The sequence below is a fragment of the Methylobacterium jeotgali genome, from assembly GCF_022179345.1.
Lineage (GTDB): Bacteria > Pseudomonadota > Alphaproteobacteria > Rhizobiales > Beijerinckiaceae > Methylobacterium > Methylobacterium jeotgali.
This window is the reverse complement of the sequence record NZ_BPQR01000011.1, coordinates 53,915-76,921: the sequence shown is the minus strand read 5'-3', so window position 1 is coordinate 76,921 and position 23,007 is coordinate 53,915. Positions and strand designations below refer to the sequence as shown.

Below are 23,007 nucleotides of genomic sequence, written 5' to 3'. Positions count from 1 at the left end.
CTCGAGAACGAATGAATTGCGTGGTGAACACTTCGTTCGTGCCTTCATCGCGAGTCGATGCGATGCCGGCGGCGCTGAGCCTGACGCATCAGCACATCCTCGCCGTGGTCGAGAGCGAGCTTGCGGGACGCTCGCCCGGCGGCCGGCTCTCGCTGCTCGATGCCGGATGCGGCGACGGGCTGCTGCTCGGCTATCTCGCCCGCGCGCTGCCGATCCTGCGGCCGGGCGCCGAGCTCGATCTCCATGGCTTCGACGTCGGGGACCACGGCGTGCAGCAGGCGGGCTACTTCGACCGCACCATTGCCGATCTCGACGCGGCCACCGGCGTCTCCTGGCGCGAGCGGCTGGCCCTGATCTCCGAGCGGGACCCGTGGCCCTACGCCGACGCCTCCCTCGACGCCGTGGTCTCGAATCAGGTGCTGGAGCACGTCGCCGACCACGGCCGCTTCTTCGCCGAGACGGCGCGGGTGCTGCGGCCGGGCGGGGTCTCGGTGCATCTTTTCCCGCTCGGCCACGTCGCGGTGGAGCCGCACCTGCACGTGCCCTTCGCCCACTGGTTCGGGGGCTCGGATGCGATCGCCGATGCGATCCGCTGGTCGAACCGCCTCGGCATCGGGCGCTTCCGCGCGGCGGCGGAGACCGACCTCGACCGCTACGCGCGAGCGCACGCGGATTTCCTCGTCCGCTTCACGAACTACCGGACCATGGCCACGCTGATCGCCGAGGCGAAGCGGGCGAAGCTCCACGCAACGTTCCGCTATACGCCGCACTACTATACGGCGAAGCTGCGTGCGATGGCGGGCAAGCCGGCGCGCTACCGCTACGCGGTGCCGGGCGCCCTGCACGGGCTCGCGGCGATGGCGCTGCGCTACGTGTCGAGCGCGACCCTGGTGCTGCGCAAGGACGAGAGCTACAGCCTGCCGGCCCTTCATCCTGAGCCCGTGCCGTGAGCGCCACGCCCCGTAACGCCATCACCGTCGACGTGGAGGACTACTACCACGCCGCGGCGCTCGGCTCGGCCTATCCCCGCTCCGCCTGGGACGAGCTGCCCTCGCGGGTCGAGGACGCGACGCGGCGCATCCTCGACCTCTTCGCGGCGGGCGGCGCCACGGGCACGTTCTTCATCCTGGGCAGCGTCGCGCGGGCGCATCCCGCCCTGGTACGGGCGATCGCCGAGGCCGGCCACGAGGTCGCGAGCCACGGCGATCGACACTACCGCGTCACCGAGCAGACGCCGGAGGTCTTCGCCCGCGACATCCGCGCCGCCAAGGCCGCCGTCGAGGACGCGAGCGGGCAGGCGGTGCAGGGCTACCGGGCGGCGAACTTCTCCATCGACCGCAGCACATGGTGGGCCTTCGAGACGCTCGCCGCGGAAGGCTTCCGCTACAGCTCCAGCGTCAACCCGATCCGCCACGACCATTACGGCGTGCCGGACGCTCCCCGCGCGCCCTTCGAGCCGCTGCCGGGCTTCCTCGAGATCCCGATCACCACGGCGACGCTCGCCGGGCGCCGGCTGCCGGCGGGGGGAGGGGGCTACTTCCGGCTCCTACCCTACGCTCTGTTCCGCTTCGCGCTGGGGCGCGTCAGCCGTGGCGAGGGGCTGCCGCTGAACTTCTACTTCCACCCCTGGGAGGTCGATCCGGGCCAGCCCCGCGCCGATGTCGGCGGGCGCTCGCGCTTCCGCCACTACGTCAACCTCGACCGGATGGAAGGCAAGCTGCGGCGCCTGCTGGCGGACTTCCCCTGGTCGCGGATGGATGCGGTCTACGCGGGCGAGCTCGCCGCGGCCCGGAGCCGGGCGTGAGCGGCGTCGCGCTGTCCCGGTTCAGGATCGGCCTGAAGCGCTGGCTGAAGACGGCGCTGGCGCTGCCCGGCCTCGTGCTGCCGAAGCGGGCCGGACTTCGGGTGCTCTTCTACCACCGCGTCAACGACCACGCCTTCGCGGCGCTCGGGCCCGTCTCCCGCGAGATCAGCGTCGGCGCGGCGGCCTTCGAGCGGCAGATGGCCCATCTCCGTGCCAAGGGCTTCCGGGGGGTGACGCTCGCCGAATTCGAGGCGATGCTGAGCGGTCGCGCACGCCTCGACAGGAAGGCCGTGCTCGTCACCTTCGACGACGGCTACGCCGACAATTGGGAGGTCGCGGCTCCGATCCTCGCCCGCCACGGCATCCCGGCGGTGGTCTTCGCGGTGCCGGGCTTCCTCGGCCGCGAGACCGGCGAGGTCTGGCCGCACGCCGACCCGGCCGGCCTCGGCCGTTTCCTGGGCGAGGGCGATCTTGCGCGCCTCATCGCGAACGGGATCGAGATCGGCTCCCACACCATGACCCATCCGCTCCTCACGCAGGTGCCGGCCGAGGTGCAGCGCCGGGAGCTGAGTGACTCCCGCCGCGCCCTCGAAGCCATGCTCGGCACGCCCGTCACCGCCTTCGCCTATCCCGGCGGCGACACCGACGCAGCCGTCGAGGCGCGGGCGGCGGAGGCCGGCTACGCGCTCGCCTTCACCACGGTGCCCGGCGTGAATCCCGTCGGCAGCCGGCCCCTGGTGCTCCGGCGCACGGAGGTCTCGGCGAGCGACAGCCCCTTCGTATTCCGCATGAAGCTCGCCGGCGCCCTCGACTGGCTCGCCTTCAAGGAGGCGGCCTGGTTCCGGCGCCTCCTCCAGACCGTCAACCGAATGATGATGCCCCTCGTGCGGGCGAGGGCCTGAGGGGATGGCAGCACGGGCCGAGAACGGACGGCGCCTGCGCATCGCTCAGGTGGTGACGCGCATGGATGTCGGCGGCGTGCCCGAGCACGTGCTGACGCTGGCGCGCGGGCTCGCCGCCTCCCACGAGGTCACCGTGGTCTGCGGCAGCATCGACACCCGCAACGCCGCCGCGCTGGCCGAGGCCGGCGTCGGGGTCGAGCATGTCGACTTCCGCCGTCTCCTGCACCCGGCCGGGGACGTGCGGGCCTTCGCCGGATGCCTGCGTCTGTTCCGGGACCGGCGCTTCGACGTCGTCCACACCCACATGTCCAAGGCGGCGCTGGTAGGCACGATCGCCGCGCGGCTCGCGCGGGTGCCGGCGATCGTCAACACCGCTCATAATCTCGGCTTCCTGGCGCTGCGCCGGAAGCTGCTGCGCGGCCTGTTCTGGGCCTACGACCGGGCGCTGTTCTCGCTCGCCATCGACCGGGTCATCACCGTCTCGGAGCGTGTGCGCTGCGGCGCTGTGGACGGCCGCCTCTTCCCCGCCGACCGCACGGTGGCGATCCACAACGGCCTCGCGATCACCGGCTTCGAGGGCCGCTCCTCCGAGGCCAACCGGCTGAGGAGCGAGTTCGGGATCGCGTCCGAGGCCCCGCTGCTCCTCAGCGTCGCCCGCCTCGTCTGGTTCAAGGGTCTCGACAGTCTCGTCGCGGCGCTGCCCGCCGTGATCGCGCGACATCCCGCGACGCGGCTCGTCGTCGTCGGCGCCGGCCCGCTGCTGACCGAGCTGGAGGCGCAGGCCGCCGCGCTGGGCGTGCGCGAGGCGATCGTCTTCGCCGGCGAGCGGACCGACGTGCCGGACTGTCTCGCCGCCTGCGATCTCTTCGTGCTGCCCTCGGTCTCCGAGGGCCTGCCGATCTCGATCCTCGAGGCCATGGCCGCGGGCCGGGCCGTCGTCGCGACCGAGGTCGGCGGCGTGCCGGAACTCGTCACAGAGGGCGAGACCGGGTTCGTCGTGCCGCCGCGCGATCCAGGCGCGCTGGCGGCGGCGCTGCTGCGACTCCTCGACGATCCGGACCTGCGCGCCCGCATGGGCGAGGCCGGGCGCGAGCGGGTGCGCACGGCGTTCTCGCCGGAGACGATGGTGGCGCGGACGCTCGCCCTCTACGAAGAGGTGCTGCGGGAGCGGGGCAGACGATGAGCGACGGCATCGACCGCTACGTTCCCGGCCGCGACGAGGCGGAGATCCTGTCGATGCGGGCCTCCGTCTGGGGCGCCGGCCATCCCCATGGGACGCCCGCCTTCTACGCGTGGCTGTTCGAGCGCAACCCGGCCGGGCGGGGCGGCGGCGTCCTCATCCGCAAGGGCGGAGAGCTGATCGGCTTCGCCGGGGGCACGCCTCGGAGGCTTCGCGTCGGGACGGACACGATTCGCGTCGCCCATGGCCTCGACTACATGGTGGCGCCGGCCTTCCGCGGCCGGCTCGCCGGCAGCTACGCCGTGAAACTCGCCTCCGCCTGGGCGGAGACGAGCCGCGAGGATGGCCACGCCTTCGGCATCAACTTCCCCAACGCCAACTCGGTACGGCTCCTCACCTCCGACCGCCTCGGCTGGACGCCGATCCTGCGCCCGTCCTTCCTGGTGCGACCGCTGCCCGGCCTGCGCTTCACCGAGAGACCACCCGGCGGCCTGCCGCCGTTCCTCGCCAATCTCGGTGGACGCGCGCTCGCCGCCGGCCTCTCCCTGCTGAAGCGCCCACCGAAGGCGCCCCCCGGCCGGATCGTGGAGCTCGACGGGTTTGACGCCCGCTTCGACGCCCTCTGGCACCGCGAGGCGGAGCGCGCCCCCGCCGCCTTCCTGCGGGACGCCGCCACGCTCTCCTGGCGCTACACGAGCCACCCGGCCTACCGCTACCGCATCCTCGCCTTCGAGCGGGGCGACGAGATCGCCGCCTATCTCGTCGCCAGCCCGCGCAGCCTCATGGGGCTTGAGAGCCTGCTCGTCGTGGACGGCTGGGCCGCGCCCTCCGACACCGGTCTCCTCGCCGTGCTCGCCGCCGACCTCGCCCGCCGCGCAGCCAAGGAAGGCGTCGGCATCCTCGGCGCGCAGGTCGTACCGGGCTCGGCCTTCGAAGGAGCGCTCCGCAAGGCCGGGTTCCTGAAGGTGCCGGAGCGCCTCAACCCGAAGCCCTTCGTGCTCGTCGGGCTGCCGCTGGCCGGTGCGGTTCCGGCGGTCACCGACTGGCACGTCACCTGGGGCGACATGGATGTCGTCTGAGCGCGCCGGACATCTCGCCAATCTCGGCTACCGGGACACCTACGTCGCGCATCTGCGCAGCCGCCTGCCGGAGGGCTGGACGCCGTTCAGCGACTTCTTCGGCAACCTCAACCGGCTGCGCACGCTCTCCGGCCTGCTCGATCGGCACCTGAAGGGCCGGGGGCTGACCGTGCTCAACATCGGTTGCGGGCCCTTCGCCACGGAGATCTTCGTGCGGGCGCTGCAGGGCCAGCAGATCGTCTCCTTCGACTACACGGCCGAGTTCGCGCCGTTCTACCCCGTGTTCCGGGCGGACGGGCACCTGACCAAGACCGCCTTCTTGCGGGCGGATGCGCTCAGCGTCGGCTTCCGGCCGGAGAGCTTCGACGCCATCGTCATCCACGACGTCCTCTACGAGACCGGGCTCGACCTGGACGACCTGCTCGAGCGCTTCGCGCCGACCCTGAAGCCCGGCGGCCTCGTCTATCTCGACGCCATGAACGAGAGCACCCGGCGGCTCTGGCGGATGCTCGGCAAGGAGAAGGCCTATCGCCGCTACCGCCGGGAGGACGTGATGGCGTCGCTCCGCAGGCATGGATTCGAGGTGGCCGAGTGGCGGCCGGTGTTCGGCGCGTCCGGCCGCCTGCTGCGCCTGTTCCACGCCGTGCTCTGGCACGGGGCGCGGCTCTGCAACACCTTCGCGGTCGTCGCGGTGAAGGTGCGCCCGGTGAAGACGTCCCCATGACCAGGGTCGCCGTCGTCATCCCGAACTGGAACGGCGAGCGCTGGCTGAGGCCCTGCCTCGATTCGCTCCGCCGCCAGACGTTTCGCGACTTCCACGTCGTCGTCGTCGACAACGGCTCGGTCGACGGCTCGCTCGCCCTGCTGCGTGAGAGCTACCCGGAGGTGCAGGTCGTCGCGAACCCGACGAACCTCGGCTTCGCGGCGGCGATGAACATCGGCATCCGCGCCTGCGAGGAGCCGCTGGTGGCCGCCCTCAACAACGACACCGAGGCGCATCCGGAGTGGCTCGCGGCGCTGGTGGCCGAGATCGACCGGCAGCCGCCGGAGGTCGGCTTCCTCGCCTCGAAGATCCTCGATTTTTCCGACCGGACGGTGATCGACTCGGTCGGCGACGGCTACTGCCGGCTCGGCCTCTCCTACAAGATCGGCGCCGGCTCCCGTGACACCGGACAGTTCCGGGAGCCCTTCGAGGTGCTCAGCGCCTGCGCGGCGGCCTCGCTCTACCGGCGGGAGATGCTCGACGCGATCGGGCTCTTCGACGAGGACTTCTTCGCCTACATGGAGGACGTCGACCTCGGCATCCGCGCGCGGCTCGCCGGCTACCGATGCTTCGCGGTGCCCGAGGCGATCGTCTACCATGTCGGCAGCGCCACCAGCGGCGGCCCGGCCTCCCCCTTCGCGATCCGCCTGACGACCCGCAACCTCTTCGCGCTGATCCTCAAGACCCTACCCCTGTGGATGGTGCCCGGCGTGCTCGCCCTGGCGCTCGCCTCGCAGGGCGCCGTCCTGGCAAAGTCGCTGCTCACCGGCCGCCCGGCCTGGCTGCGGGCGAACCTCTCCGCCTATGGCTCCGGCGTCGCAGCGGCCCTGCGAGAGCTGCCTGCCACGCTGGCCAAGCGCCGCGCGGCGCCGGAACCTGCGCCCGGCGCCGCGGCCGCGCTCGCCCGGCTGATGCCGCTGCTGCCGAAGCGCTGGGAGCGAGCCCCGTGAGGCGGCTGCGCGTCCTCTTCATCGTGCCCCATCCGATCGAGGGGCCGTCGAGCCGGTTCCGGGTCTACCAGTTCCTGCCGACTCTCGCCGCGCACGGGATCGACGCGGAGGTCCGGCCCTTCCTGACCTCCGCCGAGGCGCCGATCATCTACGGCGCGGGCGGCACAGCGGCGAAGGTGGCGCTGACGCTCAAGGCGACCCTGCGCCGGCTCGGCGACGTGCTGCGCGCCACCTGCTACGACGCCGTGTTCGTGCTGCGCGAGGCATTTCCCTTCGGCCCGGCCTTCTTCGAGACGCTGCTGAAGGCCGCGTCCGGCCGGCTGATCTTCGACTTCGACGACGCGATCTACGTGCCGTCCACCGCCTACCGGAATCCCCTCGACCGCCTGCGGGACTGGGGCAAGACCGCCCGCATCGTCGCCCGCGCCGACCATATCCTCGCCGGCAGCCACTATCTCGCCGACTGGGCCGAGGCGCACGCCCCCGGCCGGGTCACGGTGCTGCCGACCGTCGTGGACACGGAGGTGTTCCGCCCCGCCCCGGTGCCGCGCCCGGATGGGCCCTTCACGGTCGGCTGGATCGGCACGCCGCGCGGCACGAGCTACCTGCACCCGCTCATCGGCGCCATGCGGCGGCTGAAGGAGCGGGTGCCCGGCATCCGCTTCACCCTGATCGGCGCCGAGCCCTTCCCCTGCGAGGGCCTGCCCGTGAGCTTCCCGCCCTGGCGCCTCGACACGGAGGTCGACGACATCCGCGCCTTCGACGTGGGGCTGATGCCGCTCGCCGACGACGAGGAGGCCAAGGGCAAGTGCGGCTTCAAGCTCATCGAGTACATGAGCCTCGGCGTGCCGGTGGTGTGCAGCCCGGTCGGCGCCAACCGCGACATCGTGGAGGAGGGCCGCTCCGGCTTCTTCGCCACGAATGAGGACGCGTGGGTCGAGGCCATCGCCCGCCTCGCCGAGGACCCCGCGCTCCACGCCCGCTTCGCAGCGGAGGGGCGCCGCGTGGTGGAAGAGCGCTACAGCCTGGCGGCCGTGGCGCCGGTGCTGGCGGAGACCCTGCGCGAAGTCGTCGAGGGGCTCAATCGTCCATCTTCAGCGCGGCGATGAAGGCTTCCTGCGGGATCTCCACGCGGCCGAACTGGCGCATCTTCTTCTTGCCCTCCTTCTGCTTGTCGAGGAGCTTGCGCTTGCGGGAGATGTCGCCGCCGTAGCACTTGGCCGTCACGTCCTTCGACAGCGCGCGGATGGTCTCGCGGGCGATGATCTTGCCGCCGAGCGCCGCCTGGACCGGAATCTGGAACAGGTGGCGGGGGATGAGGTCCTTCAGCTTCTCGCACATGGCGCGCCCCCGGCTCTCGGCGCGGGTGCGGTGGACGAGCATGGAGAGGGCGTCGACCGGCTCTGCGTTGACGAGGATCGACATCTTCACGAGGTCGCCCTCGCGGTAGTCGGAGACGTGGTAGTCGAAGCTCGCGTAGCCCTTCGATATCGACTTCAGCCGGTCGTAGAAATCGAACACCACCTCGTTGAGCGGCAGGTCGTAGACGACCATGGCCCGCTTGCCGACGTAGTTGAGGTCGATCTGCACGCCGCGCCGGTCCTGACAGAGCTTGAGCACGCCGCCGAGATACTCGTCGGGCGTCAGGATCGTGGCCCGGATCCAGGGCTCCTCGATGGTGTCGATCTTCATCACGTCCGGCATGTCGGCCGGGTTGTGCAGCTCCTTCGTGGTCCCATCCGTCATCTGGAGGCGGTAGACCACGGAGGGGGCCGTCGAGATCAGGTCGAGGTTGAACTCCCGCTCCAGCCGCTCCTGGATGATCTCGAGGTGCAGGAGCCCGAGGAAGCCGCAGCGGAAGCCGAAGCCGAGCGCGGCGCTCGTCTCCATCTCGTAGGAGAAGCTCGCGTCGTTGAGGCGCAGCTTGCCCATGGCCGAGCGCAGGTTCTCGAACTCGGCGGCGTCCACGGGGAACAGGCCGCAGAAGACGACCGCCTGCACGTCCTTGAAGCCCGGCAGCATCGAGGCGGTCTGGCGCTTGTCCTCGGTGATGGTGTCGCCGACGCGGGTGTCGGCGACCTCCTTGATCGAGCCGGTGAGGAAGCCGACCTCGCCGGGGCCGAGCTCGCCGATGTCGGCCATCTTCGGGCGGAACACGCCGATCTTGTCGACGCCGTAGGCGGCATCCGCCCCCATCATGCGGATGGTCATGCCCTTCTTGAGCACGCCGTCGACGATGCGCACCATCACGACGACGCCGAGATAGACGTCGTACCAGCTGTCGACGAGGAGGGCCTTGAGCGGCGCGTCGCGGTCGCCCTTCGGCGGCGGCAGGCGGGTGACGATCGCCTCCAGAACCGCCTCGATGTTGAGACCGGTCTTCGCCGAGATCGGCACCGCGTTCGAGGCGTCGAGGCCGATCACCTCCTCGATCTGCTCCTTCACCCGCTCGGGCTCGGCCGCCGGCAGGTCGACCTTGTTGAGGACGGGCACGATCTCGTGGTTGGCGTCGAGGGCCTGGTACACGTTGGCGAGCGTCTGCGCCTCGACGCCCTGGCTCGCGTCGACCACCAGCAGCGAGCCCTCGCAGGCCGCGAGCGACCGGGAGACCTCGTAGGCGAAGTCGACGTGGCCGGGCGTGTCCATCAGGTTGAGGACATAGTCCTTGCCGTCCTCGGCCTTGTACTCGAGGCGGACGGTGTTCGCCTTGATGGTGATGCCGCGCTCCTTCTCGATGTCCATGGAGTCGAGCATCTGCTCGCTCATGTCGCGCAGCGCCACGGTGCCGGTGGCCTGGATCAGCCGGTCGGCGAGCGTCGACTTGCCGTGGTCGATATGCGCGACGATGGAGAAGTTGCGGATGTTCTCGATGGGCGAGGTGGTCATCGGGTCTCGGCTCCGGCGCGTCCGGCCGCGCGCCTGTCGAGGCGGCGCCGGCGTCACCGCGGCATGTCGGGAAATTCAGGTCCGCAGATAGCAGCGCGGCCGGATAAGGCCAAGCGTGGGCGCTACCGTCCCTCCCGCGCGGCGGCGGCCATCGCCACGAGGCTCTTGCGGAGCGCGCCCATGTCGCGGACCGGCTCCGGGTAGAGGACGCGGGCGGTGCGCTCGCCGGAGACGAGGTCCATGCCCTCCGGGTCGAGGCCGGTGAGGCGCCAGGGGCCTTCGCCCGCAGCTGCCGCGTAGAGCCCCAGCGCGTCGGCATGGTCGGCGTTCATATGTGCGACGGCGCCGGCCTCGCCCGCGACGAGGGCCTCTGCGCCTTCGAGGTCGAGGAGAAGCTCCGTCGCGGTCAGCGTCGCGGCCTTGGCGAACCCGCCGTTGAGGTGGCCGGCGGACGGGCGCAGGGCGAAGAAGCCGAAATCGGGGAAGCCCGCGTAGAGCTCGGCCTTCGGGTGACGGGCGAGGAAGCGGGCGCGGACGCGCGGGTCGTCGGTGCGCTCGGCGCGGCCCGTCACCGTTAGCCGCGGGTGGGCGAGGGGATCGCCCTTGCCGCCCTTCGAGAAGAGCAGGGAGCAGCGCGGGTGGGCCTCGAGGTTGCGGGTATGGGCGGAGAGGCGCGACAGCAGCATCAGCGGCGTGCCGTCCGCGTCGGTGGCGATGGTGACGAGGGAGGCGAAGGGCGCGCCGTCGTCGGTCGCGAGAGTCGCCAGGGCGCCGGAGGGGACGGAGCGCAGCAAGCCTCGGGCCATTCCGATCGCATCGAAGGGCGCCTGCGCTGCCGGGAAAGGCTCCGCCGGCCCCTTCCGGACGGGTCCGATCGCATCCTCCGCCGCCATGCCCGCCCCCGTAGAAACCCGTGATCCGCCCGCAGCATAGTCCGCCGGTAGGACGCTCCGCGAGCCCCGCCCGGCGCGGCCCATCGCCCCCACACGGCCAAGCTACGCCGGGCGCTCGCTTTTTTGCGGGTGATGTTTATAAGTGACGGTTCTTCGCGGCGCGAAGCAGGATCGGCGCAGTTCCCATGCGCGGCCTCTCACGCGCCGCAGCCCCCGGGGCCGGAGGCGGACACGCGGGCGGTCCGACAAGAGACCCCCGCCGCACCGTTGACTCAAGGAACGCGCATGCCGACCATCGCCCTCGTCGACGACGACCGGAACATCCTCACCTCGGTCTCCATCGCCCTGGAAACCGAGGGCTACCGGATCCAGACCTACACGGACGGCGCCTCGGCCCTCGACGGGCTCAAGCACTCCCCGCCGGACCTCGCGATCTTCGATATCAAGATGCCGCGCATGGACGGGATGGAGCTTCTCAGGCGCCTGCGGCAGAAATCCGACCTTCCGGTGATCTTCCTGACCTCGAAGGACGAGGAGATCGACGAGCTGTTCGGCCTCAAGATGGGCGCCGACGACTTCATCCATAAGCCGTTCTCGCAGCGCCTCCTCGTCGAGCGGGTCAAGGCCGTCCTGCGCCGCTTCGCCCCGAAGGACCCGGCCGGCACTGCCAACCGCGAGGCGGACGCGGCCGCCCGCTCGCTCGAGCGCGGCGCCCTGATGATGGACCCGGAGCGCCACACCTGCACCTGGAAGGGCGAGCCGGTGACGCTCACCGTCACCGAGTTCCTGATCCTCCAGGCGCTGGCGCAGCGGCCCGGCGTCGTGAAGAGCCGCAACGCCCTGATGGACGCGGCCTACGACGATCAGGTCTATGTCGACGACCGCACCATCGACAGCCACATCAAGCGGCTGCGCAAGAAGTTCAAGGTGACGGACAACAACTTCGACATGATCGAGACGCTCTACGGCGTCGGCTACCGCTTCAAGGAGGCCTGAGGGACCGCCACGCAGACGCCGGAACCCTCCGCCCGTGTCATCGAGCCCCCTGCGCGCCGCCGCGCCCGAAACCGACGATGAGCCGAAGGAGCGCGCCGGCCTGCTCGCCTGGCCGCGCGCCCTGTGGCGGTCGATCGGCCAGCGGGCCGCCTCCAGCCTCACGCGCCGCATCGTCGTCCTCAACCTCGTCGGGCTGATCGTCCTGCTGCTGGGGTTCCTCTACCTGAACCAGTTCCGCCAGGGGCTGATCCAGGCGCGGGTGCAGAGCCTCGCGATCCAGGGCGAGATCATCGCCAGCGCCATCGCCTCCTCGGCCTCCGTCGACACCGATACGATCCGCATCGATCCGGACAAGCTCCTCCAGCTTCAGGCGGGGGAAGGCGAGGAGAAGCCGTCGCCGCTCGCCTTCTCCCTCAATCCGGAGAAGGTGGCGCCGCTCCTGCGCCGCCTCGTGACACCGACCGGGAACCGCGCCCGCGTGTACGACGAGGAGGGCGGCCTCCTGTTCGACACGCGCACGCTGCCGGCCCGGCCCGAGATCGCCAAGGGCGAGCCGCAGGCGGCAAAGCCCCCGACGCCGAGCTTCATCGAGCGCGCCTACACCTACCTTCAGGAGCGGCTGCTCGCACCCTTCGACCGGCGCCCGTCGACGGAGGAGGCGGGCCCCGCCAACGGCCGGTCGCTCCGCGAGGTGCAGATGGCGCTCAACGGCGCCCGCGGCTCCATCGTGCGCCGGAACGAGCGGGGCGAGACGATCGTCTCGGTGGCCGTGCCGATCCAGCGGGCCGGCACGGTGCGGGGCGCCCTGATGGTCTCGACGCAGGGCGATGCCATCGACCGGGTGATCGCCTCCGAGCGCTTCGGGCTGCTGCAGGTCTTCCTGATCGCCGCCGCGGTGATGGTGGTGCTCTCGATCCTGCTCGCCGGCGCCATCGCCGGGCCGGTCCGCCGCCTCGCCGACGCCGCCGAGCGGGTGCGGCAGGGCATCAAGTCCCGCCAGGAGATCCCGGACTTCACCTACCGCACCGACGAGATCGGCCACCTCTCGGGCGCGCTGCGCGACATGACGCAGGCGCTCTACCGGCGCATCGACGCCATCGAGAGCTTCGCGGCCGATGTCAGCCACGAGTTGAAGAACCCGCTGACCTCGCTTCGCAGTGCCGTCGAGACCCTGCCGCTCGCCAGGAGCGACGAATCCCGCGGCCGGCTCTTGGAGATCATCCAGCACGACGTGAAGCGCCTCGACCGGCTGATCAGCGACATCTCCGACGCCTCGCGGCTCGACGCCGAGCTGTCCCGGGCCGAGGCGCGGCGCGTGGACATGCGCCGCCTCATCACCACGGTCGTCTCGGTGGCCAACGAGCGGCGCCGGCCGAAGGACGCTACGATCCAGCTCGACATCGAGACGCCGACCGCGGAGGGCGACGGCCCCTTCGCCATCGTCGGGCACGACAGCCGGCTCGGGCAGGTCGTCAACAACCTCCTCGACAACGCCCGCTCCTTCTCGCCGCCGGACGCGAAGGTCCGCGTCGCCCTGCGGCGGACGAAGAGCCATGTCGAGCTCGTCTGCGAGGACGAGGGGCCGGGCATCCCCGAGCACGCCCTGGAGCGCATCTTCGAGCGCTTCTACACCGACCGCCCGGAGCAGGGCTTCGGCCAGAACTCGGGGCTCGGCCTGTCGATCTCCCGCCAGATCGTCCAGGCGCATCGCGGCACCATCCAGGCCGAGAACCGGCCGGGCCCCGCCGACGAGGACGGTGAACCGACGGTGCGCGGCGCCCGCTTCATCGTCCGCCTGCCCCTGGCGCCACGCCAGATCGCGGCGGAATGACCGCCGCGGTGCCGACGATCCACGCGACCTGCGTGGCCGTCGCCGGCGAGGGCATCCTGATTCGCGGCGAGCCGGGCGCCGGCAAGTCGGTGCTGGCGCTCCAGCTCCTCGAGCGTTGCCGCGGCGACGGCGTTCCCGCCGCCCTCGTCGGCGACGACCGCGTCGCGCTGGAGACGGTCGGCGCGGTGGTGGTCGCGCGCGGCCATCCGGCGATCGAGGGGCTCATCGAGATGCGCGGCGTCGGCCTCTGCCGGGTCGAGACCTGCGCGCAGGCGCCGCTGCGTCTCGTCGTCGACCTCGTGACGAGCGCCCCGCGCGTGCCGGAGGACGACGGGACGGTGGCGCTCCACGGGGTCCGCCTGCGGCGCCTCGTGCTCGAGCGTGGGCTCTGCCGGTCAGGGCTCGCGCCGCTGCTGGTCCTGCGGGCGCTCGCCGTGTCTTCGCAGCCGCACTCCCGGACCGGCGAGATGGTTCTCGACCTGCGCCCGTAGCGCGGAATGGTTCCACATGGCATTATGGATGCGGACGTTATGAGCAAAACGTCGCGACCGCCTTGCGTTGCCCCGTGCGGCGCACAACATGGCGGCCCCGTTCTCACAGGGCGTCGGAACACGCTTCGATGATTGGAATGGTGCTCGTCACCCACGGCCTTCTGGCGACCGAGTTCAAGGCCGCGCTGGAGCACGTCGTCGGACCTCAGGAGCAGATCGAGACCATCACGATCGGGCCCGAGGACGACATGGAACTGCGCCGCCGCGACATCATCGCGGCCGTGGGCCGGGTGAACTCGGGCGCCGGCGTCGTCGTGCTGACCGACATGTTCGGCGGCACGCCCTCGAACCTCGCCCTGTCCTGCATGAACGGTGGCGCCGTCGAGGTCGTGGCCGGCATCAACCTGCCGATGCTGATCAAGCTCGCGAGCGTGCGCGACGAGGAGAGCCTCGGCGAGGCGGTGCTCCATGCCCAGGAGGCGGGGCGCAAGTACATCAACGTCGCCTCCCGCGTGCTGGCGGGCAAGTAGCGCCGGGCGCCGCGCCCGACTTTCGCCTTGTCCTCAGTGGATTGACGGGTCTGCTGAAGCCGCGCTTCGCAGGAGCCGGCGCCCATTCCGGCGGTCCGCCCGCCTGCCCGACCGAGGTTCTCCGCACGGCGATGGACGACACCACCTACACCGACGAGCCCTCCGAGATCCCGGTTCCGGAAGGCGGCCTCCTGCGCATGCTGCCCATCGTCAACCGCAAGGGGCTGCATGCGCGCGCCTCGGCGAAGTTCGTGCAGACCGTGGAGCGCTTCGAATCGACGGTCGCGGTGACGCGGGCCGGCGAGACGGTCGGCGGCCGCTCGATCATGGGCCTGCTCACCCTGGGCGCCGCCAAGGGCACGGTCATCGGCGTGACGGCGGTGGGCTCGGATGCCGCCGCCTGCCTCGATGCCATCGAGGCGCTTCTCGCCGACCGTTTCGGCGAGGACGAGTAGGGGTCAGGCCGCGCCGACCTCGATGAGGTTGGCGGCCGGGATCGGCTGGCGGCGCTCGCTCGCAGCGCGCCGCGCGGTCGTACGACCGGATGTCTCCCGGACGATCTCCGTCCGCAGCGCCGCCGCGACGTGGTCGGCGTAGCGCGCCTCCGCCGGTGCATTGGCGGCGCGGACCATAACGGGAAGAGCCAGGGCGCTCTCGGTCGCCGTCATCCCGCCGTCGATCACCCTGAACCGTCCCGCCATCGTCCCGATCCCTGCCATCCGTCCCGAATCGGGACGCCTCGGCGCCGCATCCGCGCCGTCTGGAGAGGACGGTTCAAGGACAATGCCGAAGGCGGGAGCCTCGCGACGGGACGGCCTCCGTCAGAAACCCGGAGGCGCGAGCGGGTTGTCCGACAGCGCCTCGGCGTCGGGCGCGTCGACGCGGGGCCTGCCGAGGAAGGCGTCCCACAGCGTCCCGACGAAGGCCGGATCGAGGTCGCGCACAATGAGGACGAGCCGCGAGCGGTGGTCCGCATCGGGCCATTCCGCCAGCCGGACCGGCGCGCTCAGGGTGTGCCCGACCCCGTGGACGAGGAGCGGCCGCGCGGGATCGTCGCTCAGCGCCACGAGGCCCTTCAGCCGCAGGATCGCGCGGGCGTGACCCGAGCGCAGGAGGTCGAGGAACATCTCGAGCGCCGCCGGCCGCACCGGCGTGTCGCTGGTGAGCGCGAAGGCGCGCACCGAGGCGTCGTGGCGGTCGCGGAGCCCCGGCTCCTGGGCGCTGCCGCTCGCCGCGACGGCCTCCTCGCCGAGCCAGTCGCGCACCTCGGCGATCTTGCCGTCGAGGCCGAAGGCGCCGCCGAGCAGTTCGGCCACCGGCACGTCGGTTCCGGTGATCGGCGCCCCAAGATTGAGCCGCCGCAGACGCGCGACGAGCGCGTCCGGCATGCCGCCCGCGAGATCGGTCTTCGTCACCACGATCCGGTCGGCCATCGCCGCCTGCCGGACGGCCTCCGGCTGCGCGTCGAGGGAGGCGAGGCCGTGGAGCGCGTCGACCGCCGCGATCACCGACTGCAGCCGGTAGCGCAGCGACAGGTAGGGATGGCCGAGCACCGCGTGCAGGATCGGGGCGGGATCGGCGAGCCCGGTGGTCTCGATGACGACTCGGCGGAACGGCGTGATGCGGCCGTTGTCGCGTCGGCGCAGGAGGTCTTCCAGGGCCGCCACCAGATCGCCGCGCACGCTGCAGCAGAGACAGCCCGCGCCGAGCAGGATCATGTCCTCGTCCACCCGCTCGATGAGGAGGTGGTCGAGGCCGATCTCCCCGAACTCGTTGACGATGACCACGGTGTCGGCGAGCGCCGGATCACGCAGCAACCGGTTGAGCAGCGTCGTCTTGCCGGCTCCGAGGAAGCCGGTCAGCACCGTCAGCGGAATGGGCTCGGGCCGGCGCGAAGTGTCCGCGCCGAGGCCGGAGGGGTTGGCGCTCACGCTACTCGTCGGCGGCGGCGGGCTTGCGCGCCGAGGCCGACCTGGCGGTCGTCGGTTTGGCGGCAGCGGCGGCCTTGGGCGCCGGCTTCTTCGGCTCGGCAGCCTTCGCGGCGGGCTTTCCCTTCGGAAGCGGCTTGCCGATTCCGGCCTGCGGGATGCCGGGATTGCCGCCCTCCGCCGCCGTGTAGGCGGCCGCGTTCTTCGGCAGCGCGGCGGCCTTGGTCTTCGGCGCGGGGACGGACGCCTTCGCCTCGGCCTTGCGGGCGTCGGCCTTGGCCTTCGCGTCCAGCTTGGCCTGACGGGAGGCCTCGCGCTTGGCCTTCAGGGCTTCGGCGCGGGCGTTGCGCGCGGCGGCCTGCTCGGCCTTCGCCGCCTCGGCCTGCTGGGCGAGGATCGCCTGGCCCTCGGCGGGGCTGCGCCCGATCCAGACCGCGATGGGCTGGAGCGGCGCCCGCGGCGGCAGGCTGCGGGTGCGCAGCTGCCCGTTGTTCAAGGTCGCCAGCGCCAGCGCCGAGGACGCGCCGGTGGCGCCCGCGAGCTGCGCGTGCGTCTGGTCGCCGGTGCCGGGCGCCGGGGCGGCGATCGCACCCGGCCCCTCGTCGATCGGCATCGGCTTGCTGCGCTGGCAGACGTAGGGACGCATGTCCGGCGGCTCGGCGACGGCGGAGGGCGCCAGCGCCTCGACGCTGTCGCTCGTCCAACCCGCGCTCTGCGTAAAGCCGTAGTCGAACAGGTCGGCGGCCTTGAGGTCGCGCTCGCGGGCACTCGGCTGGCCCATGACGACGGTGATGATGCGCCGGCCGCCGCGGGTGGCGCTCGCCACCACGTTGAAGCCGCCGGAGCAGATGAAGCCGGTCTTCATGCCGTCCGCGCCGGCGTAGCGCCCGAGCAGGCCGTTGTGGTTGGCCATCACGGCGGTGCCGAACTGGATGGCGCTGATCGAGAACAGGTCGTGCCGCTCGGGGAAGTCGCGCATCAGGGCGCGGCCGAGGATCGCCATGTCGCGGGCCGAGGTCCACTGGCGCGGATCGGGCAGGCCGTGCGGGTTGAACCAGCGGCTCTCGCGCATGCCGAGGCGGGCCGAGGCCTGGTTCATCATCTCGGCGAAGCCCTCGATCGAGCCGCCGAGGCTCTCGCCGATGGCGTGGGACACGTCGTTGGCCGACTTGACCATGATGATCTTGAGGGCGTTGTCGAGGGTGAGCTGCGTGCCCGCCCGGAAGCCCATCTTCGAGGGCGCCTCGGCGGCCGCCTCGGGCGAGATCGTGATCATCGTGTCGAGGGAGGCGCGGCCCTGGCGGACGAGGTCGAGGGCGACGTAGGTCGTCATCAGCTTGGTGATCGAGGCCGGATACCACGGGTCCGTGGCGGCGCGCTGGTAGATGACCTTGCCGGAATCCGCGTCGACCACCAGCGTCGGCGTCTGGATCGCCTGCGCCGCCCCGGTCAGGCCGAGCGTCGCGGCGAGCCCGAGCAGGAAGCGCCTCGCGGGTGCGTGTAGCATCGGATCTCGTCTCGAAGGCGTCTGCGCGGGGATCGACCGCGTCACGACGTGGGGAACGGGATGGCGCGACGCCGGGCGGGACCGCCCCCGCGCCCCGAGCCGGAAGGAACCCGCCCTGCGAACCTTGGCCCGACCGGGCCGTCGACGCCACCGATCAAGGCGATCTCCGTGGCGAGAGCATGGCGGTTCCTGTGCAAGGGCCGGTGGCGCGGGCGGTTTTCCCGGCTTATGTGCCTGCGATCGGGCAGGAGCCGGTCGCCCGGTGCGGCGGATCATGAGCTACGCGGTCAAGGAAATCTTCCACACCCTGCAGGGGGAGGGCGCCCAGGCGGGGCGCGCGGCGGTGTTCTGCCGCTTTGCCGGCTGCAATCTCTGGTCCGGCCGCGAAGAGGACCGGGCGGAGGCGGCCTGCACCTTCTGCGACACGGATTTCGTGGGGCTCGACGGCGAGGGCGGCGGGCGCTTCCGGGACGCGGAGGCGCTGGCGGATGCCATCGCGGCGGCCTGGGCGGGCGGCGCGCATCACCGCTACGTCGTCTTCACCGGCGGCGAGCCGCTGCTCCAGCTCGACGAGACGCTGATCGCGGCGGTCCACGCCCGCGGCTTCGCCATCGCGGTGGAGACCAACGGCACCCTGCCGGCCCCACCGGGCATCGACTGGATCTGCGTCAGCCCGAAGGGCCGCAACCCGCTGGTCCAGAAGAGCGGGCACGAGCTGAAGCTCGTCTTCCCGCAGGCCGGCGTCGACCCCGCCGCCCTGGTCGATCTTTCCTTCGACCATCGCTGGCTCCAGCCGATGGACGGTCCGGACCGGGCCGCGCACACCGAGGCCGCCGTCGCGTATTGCCGCACGGACGCCCGCTGGCGGCTCTCGCTCCAGACGCACAAGATCATCGGCATCCCCTGACCTTCACTGGGCGCGGGGCGGCCCGGTTCGGGGCAAGGGTGCATTTCGGTGCGTTCGATGACATATCGCCCCTGCCGGCGCGGAGCGCTTCCGCCGGTCCATCGAACGCGACCACGATGCAGATCACCCAGGCCTTCACCTTCGAGGCGGCCCACCGCCTCCCCAATGTCCCCGAGGGGCACCGCTGCGCGCGGATGCACGGCCATTCCTACCGGGTCGAGCTAACGCTGAAGGGTGCGGTCGATCCGGTCACGGGCTGGATCGTCGACTTCTACGAGGTTGAGCGCGTCTTCGCGCCGATCCTGGAGCGGCTCGACCACCACTGCCTCAACGAGGTGCCGGGGCTGGAGAATCCGACCGCCGAGAACATCGCGGCCTGGATCTGGCATCGCACGAAGCCGGACCTGCCGGCGCTGGCCTCGGTGAGGCTCTACGAGACGCCGATGTCCTGGGCGCAGTACGAGGGCGAGTAGGGCGATGGCGGAGGCCGAGGGCGCACTGGTCCTGTTCTCCGGCGGGCAGGATTCGGCGACCTGCCTCGCCTGGGCGCTCGACCGCTTCCCGCAGGTCGAGACCCTCGGTTTCGACTACGGCCAGCGCCACCGCATCGAGCTCGACGGCCGCGCCACGATCCGCGACCGGATCGTGGGGATCGAGCCGTCCTGGGGGCGGCGCCTGGGGCCGGACCACACGCTGTCGCTCGATGCGCTCGGCGCCGTCTCCGATACCGCGCTCACCCGCGACACCGCCATCGCCCTGGCGGCGGACGGCCTGCCGAACACCTTCGTGCCTGGCCGCAACCTCGTGTTCCTGACCTTCGCCGCCGCGCTCGCCTACCGGCGAGGCCTGCGCCACATCGTCGGCGGCATGTGCGAGACCGACTTCTCCGGCTATCCCGACTGCCGCGACGACGCGATCAAGGCGCTCCAGGTGGCGCTCAACATCGGCATGGAGCGCCGCTTCGTCCTGCACACGCCGCTGATGTGGATCGACAAGGCGGCGACCTGGCGGCTCGCGCAGCAGCTCGGCGGCGGGGCGCTCGTGGACCTCATCGTCGAGGAGAGCCACACCTGCTACCTCGGCGAGCGCGGCACGCGGCATGACTGGGGCTACGGCTGCGGCACCTGTCCCGCCTGCCGCCTACGGGCGGACGGCTACGCGCGGTTCGTCGCCGAGGAGGCCTGACCCGTCAGGCTCTCGCGCAGGGCCTCGATCACCACGCCGAACCCTTCCGCCCCGCCGAGCAGACGCTCGGTGACGAGCGCGCCTTCGAGCCCCGCCACGACGAGCCGCGCCTGCGCGGCCGGCTCGAGGCTCGCACGCACGCTGCCATCCGCCTGCCCCTGGCGCAGCCGCGTCTCGATCCAGGCGATGTGACGGGCGAAGAAGGCGCCGACCTCCCGGCGCAACCCCTCCGGCAGGCGCTCGCCCTCCGTCGCGAAGGCCGCGCAGAGGCAGCCGAGCCCCTGCTCGGCGCCGCCGAGATAGAGGCGCGCGTAGGCGAGGATCCCCGACAGCCCGTTCGAGGCCTCTCTCTCGATCCCGTCGAGCGCCGTCCGGTAGCGTGCCTCGTAGGCGGCGAGCAGGGCCGTCGCGAGGTCCTCCTTCGTCCGGAAATGATGGTGGATGCTGGCCTTGCGGATGCCGACCGCGGCCGAGAGATCCGCATAGCTGAATCCAGAGTAGCCCTGCCGGCGTACCAGGGTCTCGGCCTCGCCGAGGAGGATCGCGCGGGTGTCGCTCATACCGTCCGGTCGGGTCCTGCGCGAAAACGTGAAGCCACGTCGTTGTTGCCTTGACGCGGTCGAAACCTACCTACTAGATGGTTGAAAAGCAATCGGAGGCGACGCCATGGCTCTGCTCGTGCAGGAAGCCCTCGTCCGGTGAGCGGTGAGCCCACCCGCCGTGCGACGCTGTTCGGCGGCCTCTGCCTGTGCTGCCTGCCGAGCCTCGCCCGCTCTGCCGAGGAGGTCGACGGGCGCTTCACGCTTGAGGAGGTCGCGCCGCAGACCTTCGTGCGGAAGGGCCTGCACGAGGACGCGAGCGCGCAGAACGCGGACGCCATCGCCAATATCGGCTTCATCGTCGGCCGCGACGGGGTGCTGGTGACGGAGACCGGCGGCAGCCTCGCGGACGGGCAGTGGCTGCGCGCCGAGATCGCCAAGCGCACGGACAAGCCGATCCGCCACGTCGTCCTCAGCCACGTCCACCCGGACCACTGCTTCGGCGCGGCCGCCTTCCTAGAGGACAAGCCGAACTTCATCGGCCATGCCTCGCTGCGCGAGGCGCTCGATGCCCGCGGCGCGTTCTATCGGGAGCGCCTGGAGGAGATCCTCGGGAAGGGCCGGGCCGGGCAGGTCGTCTATCCGACCCAGGCCGTGAAGGACGGCACCGAGATCGATCTCGGCGACCGCACCCTGCGCTTCACCGCCCATGGCGTCGCGCACACGCCCTGCGACCTCTCGATGCTCGACACGGCGAGCGGTCTGCTCTTCCCCGCCGACATGCTCTTCGTGGAGCGCGTCCCGTCGCTCGACGGCAGCCTCAACGGCTGGCTCAAGGAGATCGAGCGCCTCAAGGGCTTCGGCGCCACGCGCGCGGTGCCGGGCCACGGCCCCGTGACAGTCGAGCTCGCTCCGGCGCTCGGGGATCTGTCCCGCTACCTCACCACCCTGCGGGACGAGACCCGCAAGGCCATCGCCGCGGGCATCTCGATCGACAAGGCGACGGAAACGGTCGCCCGGTCCGAGCGCGAGCGCTGGACGCTGTTCGACACCTACAACGGCCGCAACGTCACGGTCGCCTACAAGGAACTGGAATGGGAGTGACGGGCCGACGGGGGAGGCTTGCAGGCGCTCTTCCCGAACGGCGCGCGGAGAGACAGATTACATCGCGAGGAGACACGCCCATGAGAACCATCGCCGCCTTCGCCATTGGCCTCGCGCTGTCCGCGGGCCCCGTCCTCGCCGCCGGCGCGGGGGATTCCGATGCCGAGCGCGAGGCGCGCTGGGGCGAGATCAAGCAGTCGGTCTTCAAGGACCGCGCCGTCGAGAAGACCGACACGCTCGTGTCCATCGACGCCCCGGCCCGCGCCCTCGACGCGGCGCTGGTGCCAATTACCCTCACCATGCCGCAGAAGGACCGGGTGAAGGGGGTCTACCTCTTCATCGACGACAACCCGTCGCCCTACGCCGCCCATTTCGAGTTCGGCCCGGCGGCCGACCCGAGCGAGGTGAAGCTGCGGGTGCGCGTCAACAACTACACCAACGTCCACGCCGTCGTGGAAACGAAGGACGGCAAGCTGCACGAGGCGGTCAAGTTCGTGAAGGCGTCCGGCGGCTGCTCGGCCCCGATGGGCATGAGCGACGAGGAGGCCATGCGCGGCATGGGCGAGATGCGCCTGAAGTTCGGCGGCGACGTGAAGCCCGGCCAGCCCGTCGAGGCGACGCTGATGGTGCGCCACCCGAACTTCTCGGGGATGCAGATGAACCAGATCACCCGCGACTACACGCCGGCGCGCTACGTTCAGAAGCTCAGCGTCGCCTACGGCGACACGCCGGTCTTCACCCTCGACGGAGACATCTCCCTCGCCACGAACCCGGTGATCAACTTCGCCCTCCTTCCCGAGGGCAGGGGACCGATCAAGGTCACGGCGTCCGACAATCAGGGCGGCCGCTGGGAGCACAGCTTCGACGCGCCGGCCGTGAGCAACTGATGGCCCTGACGCGCCTGCGCCACCCTACACTCCAGGTGGCGGCCGCCGGCCTGGCGGCTCTCCTGCTCGCGGCCGCGACGCCTGCCGATTCGCCCGTCAACGTGCCGGAGCCGGAAGGCTACTGGACTGGGCCGCCCCGCGGCTACACGCCGCCGACCCTCAAGGGCGCGACGGTGCTCGATCTGGCCGGTCTGGAGGCGCTTCTCCCGGAGAAGCCGGTGCTTCTCGACGTGGTGCTGGAGGAGCGGCGTCCCGCCGGCCTGCCCGCCGACAGGCCATGGTCGCCGACGCATCGCTCCATCCCAGACGCCGTGTGGATGCCGGGCGCCGGCGGCGCGCCGCTTCCGCCCGAGCGCGAGAAGGCCTTTCTTTCTCGGGTCGAGGCGCTGACGGGGGGCGACCGGTCGAAGCCCGTCGTAACCTTCTGCCGGCCGGAATGCTGGGGAAGCTGGAACGCCGGCAAGCGCCTGCTCCAGGCGGGTTACCGCCGCGTCTACTGGTTCCCCTCCGGCGTCGAGGGCTGGCAGGACGCCCACGAGACGGCGGTCGCCAAGCCGGACCCCGCCTGGGCGGCGTCCGCGGGGGCGGATCGGTAGCGGACGCCGCCGATCCGTCACCCGGCCCGCGGGATTTGGCGGACGAACG

25 protein-coding genes are annotated in these 23,007 nt (G+C 71.4%); 19 read left to right on the top strand and 6 right to left on the bottom strand.

Annotation, left to right across the window (positions count from 1 at the left end; translation table 11 throughout):
* The first annotated feature begins 38 nt into the window (after positions 1–38).
* From MFF04_RS03855 to MFF04_RS03820, 8 genes are read left to right on the top strand one after another with little or no spacing between them, the layout of a single operon-like run.
* The gene (locus tag MFF04_RS03855) at positions 39–950 is read left to right on the top strand and encodes a class I SAM-dependent methyltransferase (RefSeq protein ID WP_238274148.1); all 912 of its coding nucleotides are present in this window, start codon (positions 39–41) and stop codon (positions 948–950) included.
* Positions 947–1,804: an XrtA system polysaccharide deacetylase gene (locus MFF04_RS03850; protein WP_238274147.1), complete on the top strand. Its 858-nt coding sequence runs from the start codon at positions 947–949 to the stop codon at positions 1,802–1,804. The genes MFF04_RS03855 and MFF04_RS03850 overlap by 4 nt, the downstream gene beginning before the upstream one ends.
* Positions 1,801–2,706 (top strand): polysaccharide deacetylase family protein, encoded by a 906-nt coding sequence (locus MFF04_RS03845; RefSeq protein WP_238274146.1) that lies wholly within the window; start codon positions 1,801–1,803, stop codon positions 2,704–2,706. The genes MFF04_RS03850 and MFF04_RS03845 overlap by 4 nt, the downstream gene beginning before the upstream one ends.
* Positions 2,707–2,710: 4 nt before the next feature.
* Entirely contained in the window at positions 2,711–3,889 is a 1,179-nt protein-coding gene (locus MFF04_RS03840) for a glycosyltransferase family 4 protein (RefSeq protein ID WP_238274145.1), read from the top strand.
* Positions 3,886–4,965 (top strand): GNAT family N-acetyltransferase, encoded by a 1,080-nt coding sequence (locus MFF04_RS03835; protein ID WP_238274144.1) that lies wholly within the window; start codon positions 3,886–3,888, stop codon positions 4,963–4,965. The genes MFF04_RS03840 and MFF04_RS03835 overlap by 4 nt, the downstream gene beginning before the upstream one ends.
* Positions 4,955–5,689 (top strand): class I SAM-dependent methyltransferase, encoded by a 735-nt coding sequence (locus MFF04_RS03830; protein ID WP_238274143.1) that lies wholly within the window; start codon positions 4,955–4,957, stop codon positions 5,687–5,689. The genes MFF04_RS03835 and MFF04_RS03830 overlap by 11 nt, the downstream gene beginning before the upstream one ends.
* Positions 5,686–6,678, top strand: a complete 993-nt coding sequence (locus MFF04_RS03825) for a glycosyltransferase family 2 protein (RefSeq protein WP_238274142.1) — start codon at positions 5,686–5,688, stop codon at positions 6,676–6,678. The genes MFF04_RS03830 and MFF04_RS03825 overlap by 4 nt, the downstream gene beginning before the upstream one ends.
* Positions 6,675–7,787 carry a glycosyltransferase family 4 protein gene (locus MFF04_RS03820; RefSeq protein WP_238274141.1) on the top strand — a complete coding sequence of 371 codons (1,113 nt, stop codon included), beginning with the start codon at positions 6,675–6,677 and terminating at the stop codon, positions 7,785–7,787. Before MFF04_RS03825 ends, MFF04_RS03820 begins: the two co-directional genes overlap by 4 nt.
* On the opposite strand, the gene lepA is transcribed toward MFF04_RS03820, so the two are convergent.
* Together lepA and MFF04_RS03810 are read right to left on the bottom strand one after the other, a co-directional pair.
* Entirely contained in the window at positions 7,759–9,564 is a 1,806-nt protein-coding gene (gene lepA, locus MFF04_RS03815; protein ID WP_238274140.1) for a translation elongation factor 4, read from the bottom strand. The two genes, MFF04_RS03820 and lepA, sit on opposite strands and share 29 nt — an antisense overlap.
* Positions 9,565–9,686: 122 nt before the next feature.
* A complete protein-coding gene (locus MFF04_RS03810) occupies positions 9,687–10,457 on the bottom strand; it encodes a HugZ family pyridoxamine 5'-phosphate oxidase (RefSeq protein WP_238274139.1) in 771 nt (256 codons plus the stop codon).
* A gap of 285 nt (positions 10,458–10,742) precedes the next feature.
* Between MFF04_RS03810 and MFF04_RS03805 the strand changes: the two genes are divergently transcribed.
* The 5 genes from MFF04_RS03805 to MFF04_RS03785 all read left to right on the top strand — a co-directional run bounded on the left by MFF04_RS03805 (position 10,743) and on the right by MFF04_RS03785 (position 14,760).
* A complete protein-coding gene (locus MFF04_RS03805; protein WP_238274138.1) occupies positions 10,743–11,453 on the top strand; it encodes a response regulator transcription factor in 711 nt (236 codons plus the stop codon).
* A 49-nt stretch (positions 11,454–11,502) separates the two neighbouring features.
* A complete protein-coding gene (locus tag MFF04_RS03800; RefSeq protein WP_373319951.1) occupies positions 11,503–13,284 on the top strand; it encodes a sensor histidine kinase in 1,782 nt (593 codons plus the stop codon).
* A complete protein-coding gene (locus MFF04_RS03795; RefSeq protein WP_238274137.1) occupies positions 13,281–13,775 on the top strand; it encodes an HPr kinase/phosphorylase in 495 nt (164 codons plus the stop codon). Before MFF04_RS03800 ends, MFF04_RS03795 begins: the two co-directional genes overlap by 4 nt.
* Before the next feature lie 128 nt (positions 13,776–13,903).
* The gene (locus MFF04_RS03790) at positions 13,904–14,305 is read left to right on the top strand and encodes a PTS sugar transporter subunit IIA (RefSeq protein ID WP_238274136.1); all 402 of its coding nucleotides are present in this window, start codon (positions 13,904–13,906) and stop codon (positions 14,303–14,305) included.
* A gap of 131 nt (positions 14,306–14,436) precedes the next feature.
* Positions 14,437–14,760: an HPr family phosphocarrier protein gene (locus MFF04_RS03785; protein WP_238274135.1), complete on the top strand. Its 324-nt coding sequence runs from the start codon at positions 14,437–14,439 to the stop codon at positions 14,758–14,760.
* Between the two features lie 3 nt (positions 14,761–14,763).
* On the opposite strand, the gene MFF04_RS03780 is transcribed toward MFF04_RS03785, so the two are convergent.
* The 3 genes from MFF04_RS03780 to MFF04_RS03770 all read right to left on the bottom strand — a co-directional run bounded on the left by MFF04_RS03780 (position 14,764) and on the right by MFF04_RS03770 (position 17,740).
* Entirely contained in the window at positions 14,764–15,006 is a 243-nt protein-coding gene (locus MFF04_RS03780; RefSeq protein WP_238274134.1) for a hypothetical protein, read from the bottom strand.
* Positions 15,007–15,126: 120 nt separating this feature from the next.
* On the bottom strand, positions 15,127–16,236 hold the full coding sequence (locus tag MFF04_RS03775; protein ID WP_238274133.1) for a CobW family GTP-binding protein: 1,110 nt from the start codon (positions 16,234–16,236) through the stop codon (positions 15,127–15,129).
* Between the two features lies 1 nt (position 16,237).
* The gene (locus tag MFF04_RS03770; protein ID WP_238274132.1) at positions 16,238–17,740 is read right to left on the bottom strand and encodes a D-alanyl-D-alanine carboxypeptidase family protein; all 1,503 of its coding nucleotides are present in this window, start codon (positions 17,738–17,740) and stop codon (positions 16,238–16,240) included.
* Between the two features lie 274 nt (positions 17,741–18,014).
* Here MFF04_RS03770 and queE point away from each other — a divergent pair, with 274 nt between their 5' ends.
* From queE to queC, 3 genes are all read left to right on the top strand, one after another.
* Entirely contained in the window at positions 18,015–18,647 is a 633-nt protein-coding gene (gene queE, locus MFF04_RS03765; protein WP_238274131.1) for a 7-carboxy-7-deazaguanine synthase, read from the top strand.
* A gap of 116 nt (positions 18,648–18,763) precedes the next feature.
* Positions 18,764–19,120 (top strand): 6-carboxytetrahydropterin synthase QueD, encoded by a 357-nt coding sequence (gene queD / locus MFF04_RS03760; RefSeq protein WP_238274130.1) that lies wholly within the window; start codon positions 18,764–18,766, stop codon positions 19,118–19,120.
* A 4-nt stretch (positions 19,121–19,124) separates the two neighbouring features.
* Positions 19,125–19,832: a 7-cyano-7-deazaguanine synthase QueC gene (gene queC / locus MFF04_RS03755; RefSeq protein ID WP_238274129.1), complete on the top strand. Its 708-nt coding sequence runs from the start codon at positions 19,125–19,127 to the stop codon at positions 19,830–19,832.
* Here the strand turns inward: queC and MFF04_RS03750 are convergent.
* Positions 19,802–20,392, bottom strand: coding sequence for a TetR/AcrR family transcriptional regulator (locus MFF04_RS03750; RefSeq protein ID WP_238274128.1), 591 nt, complete (start codon positions 20,390–20,392; stop codon positions 19,802–19,804). The two genes, queC and MFF04_RS03750, sit on opposite strands and share 31 nt — an antisense overlap.
* Before the next feature lie 138 nt (positions 20,393–20,530).
* Here MFF04_RS03750 and MFF04_RS03745 point away from each other — a divergent pair, with 138 nt between their 5' ends.
* The 3 genes from MFF04_RS03745 (at position 20,531) to MFF04_RS03735 (ending at position 22,958) form a co-directional block, all read left to right on the top strand.
* The gene (locus tag MFF04_RS03745; RefSeq protein WP_238274127.1) at positions 20,531–21,475 is read left to right on the top strand and encodes a quinoprotein relay system zinc metallohydrolase 2; all 945 of its coding nucleotides are present in this window, start codon (positions 20,531–20,533) and stop codon (positions 21,473–21,475) included.
* Between the two features lie 80 nt (positions 21,476–21,555).
* Positions 21,556–22,362, top strand: coding sequence for a quinoprotein dehydrogenase-associated SoxYZ-like carrier (locus MFF04_RS03740; RefSeq protein ID WP_238274126.1), 807 nt, complete (start codon positions 21,556–21,558; stop codon positions 22,360–22,362).
* Positions 22,362–22,958 carry a rhodanese-like domain-containing protein gene (locus tag MFF04_RS03735; protein WP_238274125.1) on the top strand — a complete coding sequence of 199 codons (597 nt, stop codon included), beginning with the start codon at positions 22,362–22,364 and terminating at the stop codon, positions 22,956–22,958. Before MFF04_RS03740 ends, MFF04_RS03735 begins: the two co-directional genes overlap by 1 nt.
* Positions 22,959–23,007 lie beyond the last annotated feature (49 nt).

Excerpts from the sequence above, each read along its gene's own strand:
- MFF04_RS03810 (WP_238274139.1), bottom strand. The coding sequence starts at position 10,457 with ATGGCGGCGGAGGATGCGATCGGACCCGTCCGGAAGGGGCCGGCGGAG.
- MFF04_RS03770 (WP_238274132.1), bottom strand. The coding sequence starts at position 17,740 with ATGCTACACGCACCCGCGAGGCGCTTCCTGCTCGGGCTCGCCGCGACG.
- lepA (WP_238274140.1), bottom strand. The coding sequence starts at position 9,564 with ATGACCACCTCGCCCATCGAGAACATCCGCAACTTCTCCATCGTCGCG.
- MFF04_RS03805 (WP_238274138.1), top strand. The coding sequence starts at position 10,743 with ATGCCGACCATCGCCCTCGTCGACGACGACCGGAACATCCTCACCTCG.
- queE (WP_238274131.1), top strand. The coding sequence starts at position 18,015 with ATGAGCTACGCGGTCAAGGAAATCTTCCACACCCTGCAGGGGGAGGGC.
- MFF04_RS03790 (WP_238274136.1), top strand. The coding sequence starts at position 13,904 with ATGATTGGAATGGTGCTCGTCACCCACGGCCTTCTGGCGACCGAGTTC.
- MFF04_RS03840 (WP_238274145.1), top strand. The coding sequence starts at position 2,711 with ATGGCAGCACGGGCCGAGAACGGACGGCGCCTGCGCATCGCTCAGGTG.
- MFF04_RS03735 (WP_238274125.1), top strand. The coding sequence starts at position 22,362 with ATGGCCCTGACGCGCCTGCGCCACCCTACACTCCAGGTGGCGGCCGCC.
- MFF04_RS03830 (WP_238274143.1), top strand. The coding sequence starts at position 4,955 with ATGTCGTCTGAGCGCGCCGGACATCTCGCCAATCTCGGCTACCGGGAC.
- MFF04_RS03740 (WP_238274126.1), top strand. The coding sequence starts at position 21,556 with ATGAGAACCATCGCCGCCTTCGCCATTGGCCTCGCGCTGTCCGCGGGC.
- queD (WP_238274130.1), top strand. The coding sequence starts at position 18,764 with ATGCAGATCACCCAGGCCTTCACCTTCGAGGCGGCCCACCGCCTCCCC.
- MFF04_RS03780 (WP_238274134.1), bottom strand. The coding sequence starts at position 15,006 with ATGGCGGGACGGTTCAGGGTGATCGACGGCGGGATGACGGCGACCGAG.
- MFF04_RS03835 (WP_238274144.1), top strand. The coding sequence starts at position 3,886 with ATGAGCGACGGCATCGACCGCTACGTTCCCGGCCGCGACGAGGCGGAG.
- queC (WP_238274129.1), top strand. The coding sequence starts at position 19,125 with ATGGCGGAGGCCGAGGGCGCACTGGTCCTGTTCTCCGGCGGGCAGGAT.
- MFF04_RS03825 (WP_238274142.1), top strand. The coding sequence starts at position 5,686 with ATGACCAGGGTCGCCGTCGTCATCCCGAACTGGAACGGCGAGCGCTGG.
- MFF04_RS03750 (WP_238274128.1), bottom strand. The coding sequence starts at position 20,392 with ATGAGCGACACCCGCGCGATCCTCCTCGGCGAGGCCGAGACCCTGGTA.
- MFF04_RS03785 (WP_238274135.1), top strand. The coding sequence starts at position 14,437 with ATGGACGACACCACCTACACCGACGAGCCCTCCGAGATCCCGGTTCCG.
- MFF04_RS03795 (WP_238274137.1), top strand. The coding sequence starts at position 13,281 with ATGACCGCCGCGGTGCCGACGATCCACGCGACCTGCGTGGCCGTCGCC.